General features: G+C 61.9%; 16 protein-coding genes and 1 tRNA gene. 11 read left to right on the top strand and 6 right to left on the bottom strand.

Translation table 11 applies throughout. The annotated features are described in order from the left end of the window. Positions 1–31: 31 nt before the first annotated feature. The 5 genes from LDN70_RS15070 to LDN70_RS15050 all read right to left on the bottom strand — a co-directional run bounded on the left by LDN70_RS15070 (position 32) and on the right by LDN70_RS15050 (position 4,308). The gene (locus LDN70_RS15070; RefSeq protein ID WP_142938346.1) at positions 32–781 is read right to left on the bottom strand and encodes a GNAT family N-acetyltransferase; all 750 of its coding nucleotides are present in this window, start codon (positions 779–781) and stop codon (positions 32–34) included. 17 nt (positions 782–798) lie between these two features. Next, positions 799–1,824, bottom strand: coding sequence for a 6-phosphofructokinase (locus LDN70_RS15065; RefSeq protein ID WP_018776708.1), 1,026 nt, complete (start codon positions 1,822–1,824; stop codon positions 799–801). A gap of 199 nt (positions 1,825–2,023) precedes the next feature. Then, positions 2,024–2,272, bottom strand: coding sequence for a PspC domain-containing protein (locus LDN70_RS15060; protein ID WP_142938347.1), 249 nt, complete (start codon positions 2,270–2,272; stop codon positions 2,024–2,026). A gap of 49 nt (positions 2,273–2,321) precedes the next feature. Next, the gene (locus LDN70_RS21310) at positions 2,322–2,759 is read right to left on the bottom strand and encodes a hypothetical protein (RefSeq protein WP_502773748.1); all 438 of its coding nucleotides are present in this window, start codon (positions 2,757–2,759) and stop codon (positions 2,322–2,324) included. 1 nt (position 2,760) lies between these two features. Next, complete coding sequence (locus LDN70_RS15050) at positions 2,761–4,308, bottom strand: PspC domain-containing protein (protein ID WP_223940650.1); 1,548 nt, start codon at positions 4,306–4,308, stop codon at positions 2,761–2,763. Positions 4,309–4,433: 125 nt separating this feature from the next. Between LDN70_RS15050 and LDN70_RS15045 the strand changes: the two genes are divergently transcribed. Both LDN70_RS15045 and LDN70_RS15040 read left to right on the top strand, forming a co-directional pair. Beyond that, positions 4,434–6,041, top strand: a complete 1,608-nt coding sequence (locus LDN70_RS15045) for an ATP-binding protein (RefSeq protein WP_223940649.1) — start codon at positions 4,434–4,436, stop codon at positions 6,039–6,041. Further along, complete coding sequence (locus LDN70_RS15040) at positions 6,038–6,712, top strand: LuxR C-terminal-related transcriptional regulator (protein ID WP_142938357.1); 675 nt, start codon at positions 6,038–6,040, stop codon at positions 6,710–6,712. The genes LDN70_RS15045 and LDN70_RS15040 overlap by 4 nt, the downstream gene beginning before the upstream one ends. Positions 6,713–6,823: 111 nt before the next feature. Here the strand turns inward: LDN70_RS15040 and LDN70_RS15035 are convergent, their stop codons facing one another. Beyond that, positions 6,824–8,053 carry a pyridoxal phosphate-dependent aminotransferase gene (locus LDN70_RS15035; protein ID WP_142938358.1) on the bottom strand — a complete coding sequence of 410 codons (1,230 nt, stop codon included), beginning with the start codon at positions 8,051–8,053 and terminating at the stop codon, positions 6,824–6,826. A gap of 252 nt (positions 8,054–8,305) precedes the next feature. Here LDN70_RS15035 and LDN70_RS15030 point away from each other — a divergent pair. From LDN70_RS15030 to rplL, 9 genes are all read left to right on the top strand, one after another. Next, a tRNA-Trp gene (locus LDN70_RS15030) sits at positions 8,306–8,378 on the top strand. A gap of 80 nt (positions 8,379–8,458) precedes the next feature. Further along, positions 8,459–8,740: a preprotein translocase subunit SecE gene (gene secE / locus LDN70_RS15025; RefSeq protein ID WP_024817604.1), complete on the top strand. Its 282-nt coding sequence runs from the start codon at positions 8,459–8,461 to the stop codon at positions 8,738–8,740. A 114-nt stretch (positions 8,741–8,854) separates the two neighbouring features. Beyond that, a complete protein-coding gene (gene nusG, locus LDN70_RS15020; RefSeq protein ID WP_142938359.1) occupies positions 8,855–9,721 on the top strand; it encodes a transcription termination/antitermination protein NusG in 867 nt (288 codons plus the stop codon). A 130-nt stretch (positions 9,722–9,851) separates the two neighbouring features. Further along, a complete protein-coding gene (gene rplK / locus LDN70_RS15015; protein WP_011775609.1) occupies positions 9,852–10,283 on the top strand; it encodes a 50S ribosomal protein L11 in 432 nt (143 codons plus the stop codon). A gap of 147 nt (positions 10,284–10,430) precedes the next feature. After that, positions 10,431–11,138, top strand: coding sequence for a 50S ribosomal protein L1 (gene rplA, locus LDN70_RS15010; RefSeq protein WP_142938360.1), 708 nt, complete (start codon positions 10,431–10,433; stop codon positions 11,136–11,138). 109 nt (positions 11,139–11,247) lie between these two features. Continuing rightward, positions 11,248–12,357: a GNAT family N-acetyltransferase gene (locus LDN70_RS15005; protein ID WP_223940648.1), complete on the top strand. Its 1,110-nt coding sequence runs from the start codon at positions 11,248–11,250 to the stop codon at positions 12,355–12,357. Beyond that, positions 12,336–13,505 (top strand): GNAT family N-acetyltransferase, encoded by a 1,170-nt coding sequence (locus LDN70_RS15000; protein ID WP_142938362.1) that lies wholly within the window; start codon positions 12,336–12,338, stop codon positions 13,503–13,505. The genes LDN70_RS15005 and LDN70_RS15000 overlap by 22 nt, the downstream gene beginning before the upstream one ends. A 300-nt stretch (positions 13,506–13,805) precedes the next feature. Next, entirely contained in the window at positions 13,806–14,405 is a 600-nt protein-coding gene (gene rplJ / locus LDN70_RS14995; RefSeq protein ID WP_142938363.1) for a 50S ribosomal protein L10, read from the top strand. Between the two features lie 76 nt (positions 14,406–14,481). Next, positions 14,482–14,859 (top strand): 50S ribosomal protein L7/L12, encoded by a 378-nt coding sequence (rplL, locus tag LDN70_RS14990; RefSeq protein ID WP_011775604.1) that lies wholly within the window; start codon positions 14,482–14,484, stop codon positions 14,857–14,859. Positions 14,860–14,909 lie beyond the last annotated feature (50 nt).

The following is a 14,909-nucleotide window of genomic DNA, read 5'->3' as shown; positions in this document are numbered from 1 at the left end:
GGGTTCAAAGCCGGGCCAGTTCAGTTCTGTGTCAGCCGAGGATGACGCTGGCGTGGAGCCCGCCCGTGGCAAATCCCAGGCTGCGGGCCATCGCCAGCGCACCGGTGTTACTGACATCGGCCTTCCACTGGAGAGTCAGGCCGGAGGCAAGTGCTTCATGTGCAGCGATGGAAGCGGCCAGGGTGCCCAAGCCTCGCCGCCGCCAGGGAGGTGCAACCAGCACGCCCATATTGGCCAGAATGCCCTCCCACTCGGAATAGGCACCGCAGGCCACCGGCGTGGGCTGATCTTCCTCGGGATGCATGATGGTGAAGCGATGTTCGAGCCCTTGAAGGCCAACCTCGTTGACGTCATCCGGGGGACACAAGCCCTCAAGGCTGATGGCCTCGGGGTTGCCTTGCGAAACCGTCAGTTCTTCGGATGGTTGCTGAAGCGGGAGGTCGTCTGCAAAGAACAATGCGGAGGATCCAAGCCCGTGTCCGCCGTGCGAGCGAGTGATGGTCAACAGCGTTACGTGCTGGGCCAGTTCGGTATCGGGGATGGCTGCCGCTGCATCAAGGGCCCACTGCGGTCCCACTAGCGCCGAGACGCCAAACAGGCGAAGGAAAACCAGCGACCGCGCTGCGTCATCCACACGGGTAATGCGGTTGCCAAGGTCGCCTGGGTCCGCCGCGGAAGTGGTGAGCCGGGCAGCTGCGGTGGCGAAAGCGTCGTCGTCGAGCCCCAAACGACGAGCCCACGCCAGCTGGATGATGGCAGCGGACGTGGGCTCTAAGGTCATGGATTCAGCCTAGCCGACTAGCCGAACAGCACAGACGCTTCGTCGTAGCGGTGTTGTGGCACGGTCTTGAGCTTGCCCAAGGCTTCCTCGAAGCCCACATGGGAAATGTCTGTGCCCTTCAGAGCCACCATGGTGCCCCAGCGGCCTTCCACCACGGAGTCGATGGCGGCCATGCCCAGGCGCGTCGCCAGAACGCGGTCGTAGGCGGTAGGAACGCCACCACGCTGGATGTGGCCGAGGATCGTGGCCCGGGTTTCGATGCCGGTGCGGGCCTCGATCTCCGGTGCCAACTGGTCAGCGATGCCGCCCAGGCGGGGACGGCCGAACGTGTCCAGGCCGCGCTCGGAGTGCGGGGACTCCATGTGATCAGGGACGAAGCCCTCAGCAACCACCACCAGCGGCGCACGGCCACGGTCGTGGGCTTCCTGGACCCATTCGGTGATCTGCTCGATGCTGGCCTTCTGCTCGGGGATCAGGATGGCGTGTGCGCCGGCAGCCATACCGGCGTGCAGTGCGATCCAGCCGACGTGGCGTCCCATCACTTCGGCAATCATGCAACGGTGGTGGGATTCGCCGGTGGTGCGGAGCCGGTCGATGGCCTCAGTGGCAATCTGGACGGCGGTATCGAACCCGAACGTGTAGTCGGTGGCATCGAGGTCGTTGTCCACGGTCTTGGGGACTCCGACGATCTTCAGGCCGGCGTCGGTAAGCCGCTTGGCAGCTGCCAGGGTGCCCTCGCCGCCGATGGCGATGATCGCGTCAATGCCCAGGCGTTCCATGTGGGCTTTGATGACGTCCGGGCCTCCACCGTTTTCGAACGGGTTGGTGCGGGAGGTGCCCAGAATGGTGCCGCCCTGCTTGGCAATACCGCGGACCATGGTGCGGGGGATGTCGATGACATCACCTTCAACCACACCACGCCAGCCGTCGCGGAAGCCAACAAACTCCTGGCCGTGGATTGCGATGCCCTTGAGGACTGCTCCGCGGATCACTGCGTTGAGGCCGGGGCAATCGCCACCGCTGGTAAGAATGCCAATTTTCATGTTTGCTCACTCATGGCTTGGAGGAATACGTGCAGAGCGCCACGCTGAGCTCCCCATGATTGTAGACGCGCATGTGGGGTGGGACACAAACGGTTACTTTTGACCCTGGCCGTGCGGTATTGGAAACCTGGCCGAAAACAGCGAAACGCCCCGCCGGCCGGCAGGGCGTTTCGTGTTCTTCGGCCGCTGTAAACGAAAACTACCGGGAACGTTGGCTGATGAAGGATTCGAGCGCGATCTTGTTGTTCTGGTCCGGCAGGAGGAGCCAGCCCAGGATGTAGACCACGAATGCCGGCCCGGGCAGCAGGCAGAAAAGCAGGAAAGCCACCCGAACGTACGCGACGTCTACCCGGAGCTTTGCTGCGATTCCTCCGCAGACGCCACCCAGCCATCGTTGCGGTCCACGCTTCAGGCCGAAGCCCCTGACGATGCTGAAGAACTTGTCCATGGCTACAGCCTTCCCTGTTGTGGTTGCTTTGTCACGTTGCTGCGTGCGGTCACTTGGCCGGACTCTTCGGTGTGCCGGAACCCTTGCGGGCTGCCAGGAGCCCACCGACCACCAGTGCCGCACCGGCACCGATCATCAAACCGATCAGCACGTACGTGCCGTTCAGAGTGACCCATCCGAGCGTAGAGATGACGATCAAGGCCGCGAGGGCGATCACAATCAACCCCCACACCACAGTTCCTATCCGCGCCTGGCGGGGTTCGTCGTCGTCAGTGTGCTGTACTGCGAAGCTGGGCTCCAACGGCGGGGTGAGCGGGATTGGCTTGAGGCTCGGCTTGGGGAGGGCTTCCGTGGGGCGGGTTTCGCGGGGGAGGGCTTCCGTGGGGCGGGTTTCCGCCGAACGTTGCTCCCTGGGCAGCGGTTCTGTTGGCTGCGCAGGCTCAGTTGGCTGCGGGTCGCGTGCTTTGCCTGGCTCGTTGGTGTTCATGTCAGTTTCCTTCCTGGATGGTCACGTTGCTGAACGTGCCGTCAATTTCCACCACGAGGTTGGCTCCCGGCTTTTCAGTGTTGTAGAGCGTCCTCTCGTCCTGGAGGCGCCCACCGCGGTCTGTGCCACGTTCGTTGAGGTTGCCGAACGTCATATCGGCCCTGACCTCAACAGGAACATCGTCGGGGATGATGACCGTGACATTGCTGGCGGTGGCGTCAACCGGAATGAGTACCTCGGAGATCAGCGGAGGCGTTAGGGCGATCTCGCTCAAGTCCACCCGCCCCTGCGCCCCCGTGACGTCAATGCCGAGCCGTGCTTGTTCAATGCTGGTGGGTGCCCAGTTCACGTCGTGGAAGGTGAAGCGGTCGCCGTCTCTGGGGATCACGTTGAAGATTCCGCCAGTGATCAGGGCCGCCACGGCGAGGAAGCCAAGGAAGCCCGAGGTCCGTCCGCGAAGTCCTGCAATGAGGATGCCCAAGCCAAGTACGGCTGCGCCGGTAGCCCACACCACGGCGTTACCCGAGTTACCCAGTTCAATGACATTTCCGGCGTCGAGCGCTTTCAGCGTGCCGCCGGCAAGGAGGGCTGCACCGGCTGAGACTGAGACGATTGCAGCTCCTGGACCCTTGTGCTTAGGAGCGGCGGGTTTAGGCTGCCATTGTTGCGGGGGAGTTGGTCCGTAAGGAGGGCGAGGGCCGGAAGGCCCGGACGGCGAGGGCACGGACCCGGAGGGCCCGGACGGTGTGGCACCTGACCTGCCGGGCGCGCCGTATACGGGTACGCCGGTATTGGTTCCGGTGGTTGTGGAGCCGGTGGTTGTGCTGGACGCGAACTGCGTGGGCGTACCGTAACCCGTGCCGCCGGGAGCCGCGGCATAGGGCGTTGAGGAGTAATTTTGTTGACCCACGGTCGGTGCTCCTTTTGAGGTTTTGTTGCGTTGGACCAGGAAGTAGATGAGGTAGAAGACTCCGCCCATCCAGAAGAGGGTCCAGAACAGGCCGGGCATACCATCCCAGCCCCAGCCCCAGAATCCGCGGCCAAGGCTCGGCAGGCCGATGATGGTGGTGATCAATGCGCCGGTCATACCCCCTGACCAACGGCCCGCGGCGGCTTCCTGTACGTGGATCCGGCCGTCAGGCTCGGGCAGGAGCGCCCAGGCAATGCCGTAAAGCAGCACGCCGACGCCTGCAAAGAGTGCCAGGACAATGAAGATGCCCCGCACGATCAGGGGGTCGATGCCGAATCGGTGGGCCACACCGCTTGCGACGCCGCCAATCCAACGGTCCGGTCCCCGGCGGATGCCTTGATTGCGGATCCAGTCGAAGAAGTTCTGCTGGGAGGTTGCCGGAGCGGTGCCGGTGGGCGGGTAGTTGCCCCCGGTGGGACCGGTTCCCGCGGAAGTCCCGGCCTCTCCAGGTGTTCCCGAAGGCGTCCCGGACGTGGCACCGGTGGCGCCGGTGGAAGCGCCGGTGTGGGCGCTGGAGCCGGATCCGCTGGCCGTGCTTGGCGTTCCGGGTTCCTCTGGGTTCATGCTGTTCGCGTTCATACTTCGATCCTGCCGCCCAGACCACCCCGCCCTCTACTGGGGGATACCCTGAATGATCCCTGAGGGACCCCCGAACAACGCCGGTTTCCCGTCCGGGGCACTCTGATCCGTGTTTGGATTGGTATATGACAACCGCTGTACAACGCCCCACGCTGGTCCGCAGCAGCGACCGCATGATCGCGGGCGTCTGCAGCGGACTCGCCGACCATTTGGGCTGGCCCGTCAACTTGGTCCGGCTTGGCATGATCCTTGCCTGTTTCGCCGGTGGAGCAGGCGTGGCCTTCTACGCATGGTTGTGGACCATGGTTCCCACCGCGGATGAAAACGCCAAGCGCAACGCCCGCCGTCCGGCGTCGCCCATTGCTCCTGCGGTGAGCCTGGCGCCTCCGTCCGTCTCCGCCCCCGCCCCTTCCGTGGCACCAAAAACGTACGACGCCGGCGCGTCGCCGGCGGGGTTCGGCGCACCACCGGTATCCGGTTCCGTCCAGGCCGGCCCTCCTGTTCCTGGTACGGCTTATAGCCCTACTGCGGGGACCATGCCCGGCACCCCTTTGCCCGGTGTGTCTTTGCCCGGCAGCGGTCCTTTGCCGGCTACTGATTCATTGATCGGCGCGGACGCTTTAGCCGGTCAGCTTGCGGGCCCGCCCCGTTCGGGCACTGCAGGTGGCAGCAACGAAAGCACGCTGGCGACGTGGTTCTCGTTCCGCAAGATCCACTACGGCAAGGAAATCCTGCTCGGAGCGGCACTGCTCCTGGTGGCCGCGATCTTGATTGCACGCCAGTTGGGCGTTGATGTCCCTTTGGGCACGCTCATTCCGGCAGCCGCCATCCTGGGTGGTGCTGCCATCGCCTGGATGCAACTGGATGAGACCCGGCGAGCCGGGTTGGTGGACAAGACGAAGGCCGATCAAGCAGGTGGATGGACCCGCCTGGCAGCGGGGTTGGCCTTGGTGGTGGCCGGCGTCCTGGTGATGGTTTCCGGGTCTGGATCCTGGGAGCAGACTTGGCTGGCACTACTGGCTTCCGTCGCTGTCCTCGGCGGAGTTGCCTTGGTACTGCTGCCGTGGGGCCTGAAGTTCTGGAAGGACCTCGAGGCCGAACGCGCCGGCCGCGTCCGCGAAACCGAGCGCGCAGAGATCGCTGCCCACCTGCACGACTCCGTACTTCAAACCTTGGCGCTCATCCAGCGGCGTGCAGGTTCCGAGCAGGACGTGGTGCGGCTTGCAAGGGCCCAGGAACGCGAGCTCCGGTCCTGGCTGTTCAGCGACCCCGCCAAGGAGTCTGGCCTCCTCGCTGACCGGATCAAGTCCGTGGCCGCGGAAGTGGAAGACTCCCACGGCCACGCGGTTGAGGTGGTGACAGTGGGAGATACCGAGATGACGGACCGGCATGAAGCCCTGGTCCAGGCCGCAAGGGAAGCCATGCTCAATGCCGCAAGGCACGGCGGCGGAACAGTATCCGTGTACTTGGAGAGCAATGCCTGCAGTACCGAGATTTTCATCAAGGACCGCGGCCCGGGCTTTGACCTCGACGCTGTTCCGGACGACAGGCTGGGCGTCAAGGAATCGATCATTGGCCGGATGAAGCGGCACGGCGGTACAGCGGTCATCAACAGCAGCAGTGATGGAACGGAAGTTCGTTTGTCCCTCCCGTCAGCAAATCCGGACACCGGCGAGCAACGGAATGCTGATGCGCGAAACGGTGAACAGCGGAATGGAGAAGCCAAGCAATGAACAACAGCTCTGAAAACGGCGTTGGACGCAGGGTACGCGTGGTCATCGTGGACGATCACACCATATTCCGCTCCGGATTGAAGGCCGACCTCGACGAACGCATCGACGTTGTGGGCGAAGCCGGAACCGTGGAACAGGCCATCGCTGTCATAGCCGAGATCCGCCCCGAAGTAGTGCTGTTGGATGTGCACCTTCCCGGCGGTCTGGGTGGTGGCGGACGTGAAGTCATTGCGGGGTCCATGTCGTTGCTCGCCACCACCAGCTTCCTGGCCCTGAGCGTGTCTGACGCCGCTGAGGACGTGGTGTCGGTCATCAGGGCAGGAGCCCGGGGGTACGTCACAAAAACTATTTCCGGGAAGGAAATTTCGGACGCCGTCATCCGTGTGGCCGATGGCGATGCCGTGTTCTCGCCAAGGCTTGCAGGCTTCGTGCTCGATGCCTTCGGGACTGCGCCGGCGGACATCGCTGACGATGAACTGGACAAGCTCTCTGCCCGTGAACTGGAAGTCATGCGGCTCATCGCCCGCGGGTACAGCTACAAGGAGGTGGCCAAGGAGCTGTTCATCTCCATCAAAACGGTGGAAACCCACGTCTCGGCCGTGCTGCGCAAACTCCAGCTTTCCAGCCGCCACGAACTCACCAAGTGGGCTGCAGAGCGCCGTCTCCTCTGACGCTCTATCACATCTCTCGGGCCTAAACCGGACGCTCTCTCACATCCCGCGCCTTAAACGAAAACGCTCTTCCACCTGTCACGGCGGAAGAGCGTTTTCGTTGGCTGATTCCTACTTGGCCTTGCCCAGGAACTCCTGGATGCGACGGACACCTTCTGCCAGATCCTCATCGCCGAGTGCGTAGGACAACCGTACGTAGCCGGAGGGACCGAATGCCTCGCCCGGAACCACGGCAACCTCAACCTCGTCGAGGATGAGCGTCGCGAGTTCAGCGGAAGTCTCCGGACGGACGGGACCGTTGGAGGTCTCGAATTCCTTACCCAGCAGGCCGCGGACGTCCGCGTAGACGTAGAAGGCGCCGGTCGGCGTCGGGCATTCAACGCCTTCGATCGCGTTCAGGCCGGCCACGATCGCCTTGCGGCGGCGGTCGAAGGCCACCTTCATCTCGTCGACGGCGGTCAGCGGGCCCGTGAGCGCAGCGGCAGCGGCAATCTGCATGATGTTGGAGACGTTGGACGTCGCGTGCGACTGAAGGTTGGTGGCCGCCTTGATGACATCGGCAGGGCCGATCATCCATCCCACGCGCCAACCGGTCATGGCGTAGGTCTTGGCCACACCGTTGAGGATGACCACTTTGTCGCCCAGTTCCGGCGCGGCAGTGGCGATGGAGGTGAATTCCACGCCGTCGTAGGTCAGGTGCTCGTAGATTTCGTCGGTAACAACCCAAAGGCCCTTGGACGCTGCCCACTTGCCGATCTCGGCAACCTGTTCCGGGCTGTACACGGCGCCGGTGGGGTTGGAGGGGGAAACGAACAACAGGATCTTGGTCTTGTCCGTCACCGCAGCCTCAAGCTGCTCGACAGTTACCAGGTAGCCCTGTTCGGGACCGGCGAAGACCTCAACCGGCACGCCGCCAGCAAGGCGGATGGCCTCCGGGTACGTGGTCCAGAAGGGGGTAGGGATGATGACTTCGTCGCCCGGATCAACCAAGGTTGCGAACGTGTTGTAAACGGCCTGCTTGCCGCCATTGGTCACCAGGACCTGGGACGGGTCAACCGTGTAGCCGGAGTCCCGCAGGGTTTTCTCTGCGATGGCCTTCTTCAGCTCGGGGAGACCGCCCGCGGGGGAGTAGCGGTGGTACTTCGGCTGGCTGGCTGCCTCAATCGCGGCCTGAACGATGTAGTCAGGGGTAGGAAAATCGGGTTCGCCGGCACCGAAACCGATCACGGGACGTCCCGCGGCCTTCAGTGCCTTGGCCTTGGCGTCAACGGCAAGGGTGGCGGACTCGGCAATGGCGGAGATTCGCTGTGAAATGCGGGCGGTAGTTGTTCCGGCAGACATCTATGTACCGTTCTTCGCAGGCAGCTCGTGGGCTGGATGATGGGATTCGACGTAAACTACCTTATGCTGTTCTGCGGAGCTCCCGGGTGCCTGCAGAACTTTGTGACTGATAATGCTGGTCACAGGCTTTTAGGGCTGGGAGGTCCGGAATCAGTCCGGTTCGACTATCGCGAAATTCTTGCGTAGACTGGTTCACCGGTGTTGAAAAGCACCACAGGCTGAAGTGCGGCCTGAAACATGGATTCGATCCATAGGGTAGTGGCGCAATTGGTAGCGCAGCGGTCTCCAAAACCGCAGGTTGCAGGTTCGAGTCCTGTCTGCCCTGCGCAAGCTGTTCCGGCGGAAACGCCGGGGCACGCGCAGCAACCATGGCTCTGATCAGAGTCGGGTCAACGACTTTGCAAGGTGAGTGAGGACCAGGTGACCGAAACAGCTGCCAGCAGCTCGAAGGGCCGTCCCGCCAAGAAAGCCGACCGCGGCTTCTTCGCCCGAATTGCACTCTTCGTCCGCCAGGTTATTGGTGAACTGAAGAAGGTCGTTGCTCCAACCCGCAAGGAACTGATCAACTACACGCTCGTGGTGCTGGTGTTCGTGGCCATCATGATGCTCATCGTTACTCTGCTGGACCTGGCTTTCGGCACGGGAGTCAGCTGGGTCTTCGGTGGGTCAGGCGCTACGGACCGCTAGACGGATCTGTCCGCAAACTGTGCGAAATTCCTTAGTGATTCAAGGGTTTTGCGGGGTTTGCGGAATTGAGCCATTTAAATAGGCATGTTAGGCAATGAGGAAGCAGGAGACCAAGTGTCTGAGCAGGAGCTCGAGGTAAACGAGACTGAGCTGGGCGAATCCGCCGAGGACTCAGCCGACGCCACGGCAATTGTCGTGGAAGAGTCCGAGGTCGATTCTGCTGCGCCCGAATCTGCCGACGCCGACGATTCCGTAGAGGATTTCGAAGCTGACGTAGACGCCGAGTCTGACGACGCGTCCGGTGATGTTGCCGATGAAGACGACGCTTCGGAAGAGTCCGACGGCGACGACCTGGCAGTTGCTGCTGCAGCAGCGCCGGCTGATCCGGCCGAAGAGTTCAAGGCCAAGCTGCGCCGCCAGGAAGGTGACTGGTACGTCATCCACTCCTACGCCGGTTACGAGAACCGCGTGAAGGCAAACCTTGAGACCCGCATCCAGACCTTGGACATGGAAGATTACATCTTCGAGATCCAGGTCCCCATGGAAGAGGTCGTCGAGATCAAGAACGCGCAGCGCAAGGTCATCAACCGCGTGCGCATTCCCGGCTACGTTCTGGTTCGTATGGACCTGACTGACGCTTCCTGGGGCGCCGTTCGTCACACTCCGGGTGTCACCGGCTTCGTGGGTAACGCCCACAACCCTGTCCCGCTGCGGCTCGATGAGGTCTTCTCCATGCTCGCCCCCGTCTTCGAAGAAGAGCAGGCAGAGCAGGGCAAGCCCGTCAACAAGCAGAACCAGGCTCCCGTGGCTGTCGACTTCGAGGTCGGCGAGTCGGTCATCGTCAAGGAAGGCCCGTTCGAGACCCTCCCGGCTACGATCTCCGAGATCAAGCCCGAGTCCCAGACCCTGGTGGTTCTGGTCTCGATCTTCGAGCGCGAAACCCCGGTTACGCTCGCGTTCAACCAGGTCACCAAGATCTAGCTGAATCCAAAATTTCGCTCCAGCCCTGCCTGCTTAGCAGTTCGGGAGCGGCCGGCCGCCTCGCCATGGCGGCCACCAACCTGGGACGCGCTCCTGTGTCCCAGGAAGCTATTGAGAGAAGGACCCTACATTGGCTCCCAAGAAGAAGGTCACCGGCCTCATCAAGCTGCAGATCCAGGCAGGTGCCGCTAACCCGGCTCCGCCGATCGGTCCTGCGCTTGGCCAGCACGGTGTCAACATCATGGAATTCTGCAAGGCGTACAACGCTGCAACGGAATCCCAGCGCGGAAACGTTATCCCGGTTGAAATCACGGTCTACGAGGACCGTTCCTTCACCTTCATCACCAAGACCCCGCCGGCTGCAGAGCTCATCAAGAAGGCTGCAGGCGTTGCCAAGGGTTCGGCTACCCCGCACACCGTCAAGGTTGCCAAGCTGACCCAGGCACAGGTTGAGGAAATTGCTTCCACCAAGATGGAAGACCTCAACGCCAACGACATCAAGGCTGCCGCCCTGATCATCGCCGGCACCGCCCGCTCCATGGGCATCACCGTAGAAGGCTAGTAACCTTCGAAGGCCCATGTGGCCTTCACCCGCCGGGCAACCGGCATCTGAAACATTGAAATGTCGCAGGATCCTTGCCGGATCCGCGGCTTGTGGCAGGGCCCAGCGCGGTCCGCAGACCACAACTGCACAAGGAGAAATAGCAGCATGGCAAAGCGCAGCAAAGCATATGAGGCAGCCGTAGCCAAGATCGAGGCAGACAAGGTCTACGCCCCGGTCGAGGCCATCACCCTCGCGAAGGACACCAACCCTTCCAAGTTCGACGCAACCGTTGAGGTCGCTTTCCGCCTGGGCGTTGACCCGCGTAAGGCTGACCAGATGGTTCGTGGCACCGTCAACCTGCCCCACGGCACAGGTAAGACCGCCCGCGTCCTCGTTTTCGCGACCGGCGACAAGGCTGAAGCAGCAATCGCTGCCGGCGCCGACTTCGTTGGTTCCGACGACCTGATCGAAAAGATCGCAGCCGGCTGGACCGACTTCGATGCCGCAGTGGCTACCCCTGACCTCATGGGCAAGGTTGGCCGCCTGGGTAAGGTCCTCGGTCCGCGTAACCTGATGCCGAACCCGAAGACCGGTACGGTTACCCCGGATGTCACCAAGGCTGTCAACGACATCAAGGGTGGCAAGATCGACTTCCGCGTCGACAAGCACTCCAACCTGCACTTCATCATTGGCAAGGTGTCTTTCGACGTCAACAAGCTGGCTGAGAACTACGCAGCTGCACTGGAAGAGGTGCTTCGTCTGAAGCCGTCCGCTTCCAAGGGCCGCTACATCCAGAAGGCTACCGTTGCCACCACGTTCGGTCCGGGCATCACCGTTGACCCGAACGTCACCAAGGTCCTCGTCGACGCGTAAGCTTCGCGAGCACTTGCTCTGATAAAAGGACCGTCCGGCATTGCCGGGCGGTCCTTTTTCTTGTCTTGCTACCTGTTCACCGCCGGTGGTGCGCCGTAGGCTGTGGTTCGTGTCGTCGTCGAACTTTCACGCCCTTGCCGGGTTGTCCGTTGAACGGATTCCGGTCCCGTCAAGCACCGACGCGAGCGGGGCGCCCGACTTCCGTGCCTTCCATGATCTGGACGTTGCCCACCATATGGATCTTTGGGGCAACCTCGACCGGTGCTCCACCCTGGCCGAGGCAGTCCTCTTCTGGCGGGGCAATGAATACGAAGAGCGCCACGTATTCCTGGCTCGCCTCGACGGAACTGTGGTTGGCAGGGGCACACTGACGTTGCCCTTAAGCGAGAACACGACGACGGCGGGTGTGGACGTCCTGGTGGACGCCGGCTGTCGTCGGCGCGGCATCGGGTCGGAAATCCTCCTGGTACTGGAACGGGTTGCCCGCGAGAGGGGCCGCACCTCCTTTGACGCGTTTTGCGCGGAACCTCTTGGGCTGCTAATCCCTGGTGGTGAGTTGCTGGAGGCGAAGTCCGGCACGGGTGGCGTCCCGATGGACACCGCCTCAACGCGTTTTGCCGTTCACCACGGGTATTCCCTGGAGCAGGTTGAAACCAACAGCACTCTGGCCCTCCCGGTAGGGGAAAGGCTGCTGCAGGATCTTGAAGCGCAGGCAACGCAGAGGGCAGCCGGCTACAGCTTAATCGGATGGCAGGACCGTTGCCCTGATGAACTCGTAGACGTATTTGCCAAGCTGAAAAGCCTCATGAGCACCGAGGTGCCCATCGCAGGACTGGGTTGGGAGGGCGAGGAATGGGATGCCGACCGCGTCCGCCTCGAGGAATCCACGTGGCTGGCAGGCGGTGTCGCTTCCACGGTTTCAGTTGCACGCCACGACGCCACAGGGGACTTAGCGGCGTACACCACCCTCACCCACCGCGATGCTACCCCGGGCATGGTCTACCAGGAGGACACCTTAGTTGCTCCTGAACACCGCGGACATAGCCTTGGCATGTTGGTCAAGATCGCCAACCTTCGCCGTGTTCAGGAGCTATGGCCGGCCGCCACGTCTGTGATGACGTGGAACGCCAATGAAAACCGGCATATGCTGGCCATAAATATCGCCTTGGGGTTCAAGCCTTCCGGCTATGACGGCGAATGGCAGAAACGGCTGGAATGACTGTAGAAGAGGCGAAGACGGTTCACGTCGAGCAACTGTGGGTGCCCGACACCCTGGACAGCCCCGACGCCGCTGATTTCCTGGATGCCGTAGAAGTAGGGCGCCGGGTACGCATGGAAACCTGGGGGAGCGACGACCTCGCCTACACGCCCATGGAAAAGCTGCTGGAGTTGTCCGACCCCTATGAGCGCCAAGTCATCCTGGTGGCAAAAGTAGATGGCGTCATTGTGGGAACCGTGGATATCGCCTTGCCGTTGGCGGACAACCTTGATCTGGCAGAGTTCACCTTGGACATCCTTCCCGAGTTCCAGGGCCAGGGCGTCGGACGTCAATTGCTGGAGGCCGCGGAGCAGCTCGCCCGGGCTGAGGGCCGCATCATGGCCTTGGTGGATACCAATCATCCGGCAACGTCTCTCACCGAGATACCTGAGGACCAGCTGATCCCGGGCAGCGGCGCTGGATTTGTCCCTGTGAGCAGCAGGGAAGTGGACTTCGCCAAACGGGCCGGGTACACCCTTCAGCATATTGAGCAGTTCAGTTCCTGCCTGCTGCCCCTGGATTCCAAGCTTGTGGGGGATCTGCAGCTTGAAGCCGAAGAAGCCAACGGTGGCCGGTACACCGTGCACCACTGGACGGACCGGTGCCCCGAACCCTGGTTGGAAGCCGTGGCCGCGCTGGAGAACGCCGCCGGTGAGGTGGTTCGTGACGAAGGGGACGAAGACGCACCTGAAGTTGAGGCGAGCGGGATGGTTTTCGATGCAGCGGTCCTGCGCGAAACCGAGGACGCCGCTTTGGCGCAGGGCCGACGCACGGTGGTGACCGCCGTCGAGCATATCGAGACCGGACGCTTGGTGGGCCTGACCACCATCAGCGTCCTTGCCCACCGCCAGGATGTGGTTTTCCAAGACGACACCTTGGTGCTGCAGGAGCACCGTGGCAATAAGCTGGGCTTGTTGATTAAGGTTGCCAATATGGAACGGCTGAGCGAGCAGTTCCCGGATGCCCGCGTTATCTACACTTGGAATGCGCCGGAGAACAGGTACCTCCTGACCGTGAATAAGCAGCTGGGATTCACCACTGCGGGCATCACGGGACTGTGGCAGAAGGAACTGCCAGGCAGGCTGTCGGGAGCAACGTTGTCAGACTAGGCAGGGCCGATTTGGTTTGCCGAACGCTCTCCCGTAACCTTGAAGTACCAAAGACCGTCGGTTGATGGGAATCCACTCTTACGAGCACAGCTCAATTCTGTAGTTGCGCCCGTGAGATGAAAGTGAATTCCTTGACGAAGGACCCTGAACATAGGGCGGCCGGCGCAGGTGAACGAAGCAAGTCTCCACGGGTCAAAACCGTGTTGAGCCAAGCCCCGTGCATCTGCGCGGGGCGTTTTTAGTTTTAGCTCTCGTGAGCGGGGACCCGGAAGACCGGCTTTATTCCCCGGAAGGAGGGTTATGACAACGCCTAGCAAGATCTCCGCAGTTGCAGAGATCACCAACGATTTCAAGGAATCGAACGCGGCTGTCCTGACCGAATACCGCGGGCTCACTGTTGCACAGCTCAAGGAACTGCGTGTTGCGCTCGGCCAGGACACCAAGTTCTCGGTCGTCAAGAACACCCTGAGTGCCATTGCAGCCAAGGAAGCTGGAGTTGAAGCATTCAACGATCAGCTTGCCGGCCCTACTGCAATCGCCTTCATCAAGGGTGACGCTGTTGCTGCTGCCAAGAGCCTGACGGACTTTGCCAAGGCCAACAAGCAGCTGGTTATCAAGACCGGCGTCTTCGAAGGCAAGGCATTGGACGCAGCAGGAGTTGCCGCACTGGCAGCCCTCGAGTCCCGCGAGCTGCAGCTTGCACGTGTTGCTGGTGTCCTCAAGGCTCCCGCATCCGCTGCTGCACGCATCATCGACGCTCTGCGCCTCAAGCTTGAAGAAGAGGGCGGCGCTTCTGCACCGGCCGCTGAAGAAGCTCCGGCTGAAGAGGCTGCATCCGAGGAAGCTCCGGCTGCTGAAGAAGCACCGGCAGCTGCCGAAGCTGCAACCGAAGAGAACTAAGTTCTCCCCTCAATCAAACTCCGGTGCACGGAACGGATTTGTCCGGGCCTGCACCAACTAATGGAAGGACGCCACCATGGCGAAGCTCAGCAACGAAGAGCTCATTGAAGCTTTCAAGGAACTGACCATCATCGAGCTCTCCGAGTTCGTCAAGCTCTTCGAAGAGACCTTCGAAGTTACGGCTGCTGCTGTTGCAGTTGCTGGCCCCGCTGCCGGCGGTGCTGCTGAAGCTGCTGAAGAGAAGACCGAATTCGACGTCGTTCTCGAAGCTGCTGGCGACAAGAAGATCGCAGTGATCAAGGAAGTTCGCGCCATCACCTCCCTCGGCCTCAAGGAAGCCAAGGACCTGGTTGACAGCGCACCGAAGGCTGTTCTCGAAGGCGCCACCAAGGAAGCTGCCGAGAAGGCTAAGGCTCAGCTCGAAGAAGCTGGCGCAACGGTTACCCTCAAGTAACTCGTTTTGCTTTGTGGAAGCCCCGTCCGGTTCGCCGGGCGGGGCTTCCT

The organism is Arthrobacter sp. StoSoilB22, assembly GCF_019977315.1.
Classification (GTDB): Bacteria; Actinomycetota; Actinomycetes; order Actinomycetales; family Micrococcaceae; genus Arthrobacter.
This window is presented reverse-complemented; position numbering and strand designations above follow the sequence as displayed.

Excerpts from the sequence above, each read along its gene's own strand:
- LDN70_RS15070 (WP_142938346.1), bottom strand. The coding sequence starts at position 781 with ATGACCTTAGAGCCCACGTCCGCTGCCATCATCCAGCTGGCGTGGGCT.
- LDN70_RS15065 (WP_018776708.1), bottom strand. The coding sequence starts at position 1,824 with ATGAAAATTGGCATTCTTACCAGCGGTGGCGATTGCCCCGGCCTCAAC.
- LDN70_RS15060 (WP_142938347.1), bottom strand. The coding sequence starts at position 2,272 with ATGGACAAGTTCTTCAGCATCGTCAGGGGCTTCGGCCTGAAGCGTGGA.
- LDN70_RS21310 (WP_502773748.1), bottom strand. The coding sequence starts at position 2,759 with ATGAACACCAACGAGCCAGGCAAAGCACGCGACCCGCAGCCAACTGAG.
- LDN70_RS15050 (WP_223940650.1), bottom strand. The coding sequence starts at position 4,308 with ATGAACGCGAACAGCATGAACCCAGAGGAACCCGGAACGCCAAGCACG.
- LDN70_RS15045 (WP_223940649.1), top strand. The coding sequence starts at position 4,434 with ATGACAACCGCTGTACAACGCCCCACGCTGGTCCGCAGCAGCGACCGC.
- LDN70_RS15040 (WP_142938357.1), top strand. The coding sequence starts at position 6,038 with ATGAACAACAGCTCTGAAAACGGCGTTGGACGCAGGGTACGCGTGGTC.
- LDN70_RS15035 (WP_142938358.1), bottom strand. The coding sequence starts at position 8,053 with ATGTCTGCCGGAACAACTACCGCCCGCATTTCACAGCGAATCTCCGCC.
- rplA (WP_142938360.1), top strand. The coding sequence starts at position 10,431 with ATGGCAAAGCGCAGCAAAGCATATGAGGCAGCCGTAGCCAAGATCGAG.
- LDN70_RS15000 (WP_142938362.1), top strand. The coding sequence starts at position 12,336 with ATGGCAGAAACGGCTGGAATGACTGTAGAAGAGGCGAAGACGGTTCAC.
- rplJ (WP_142938363.1), top strand. The coding sequence starts at position 13,806 with ATGACAACGCCTAGCAAGATCTCCGCAGTTGCAGAGATCACCAACGAT.
- rplL (WP_011775604.1), top strand. The coding sequence starts at position 14,482 with ATGGCGAAGCTCAGCAACGAAGAGCTCATTGAAGCTTTCAAGGAACTG.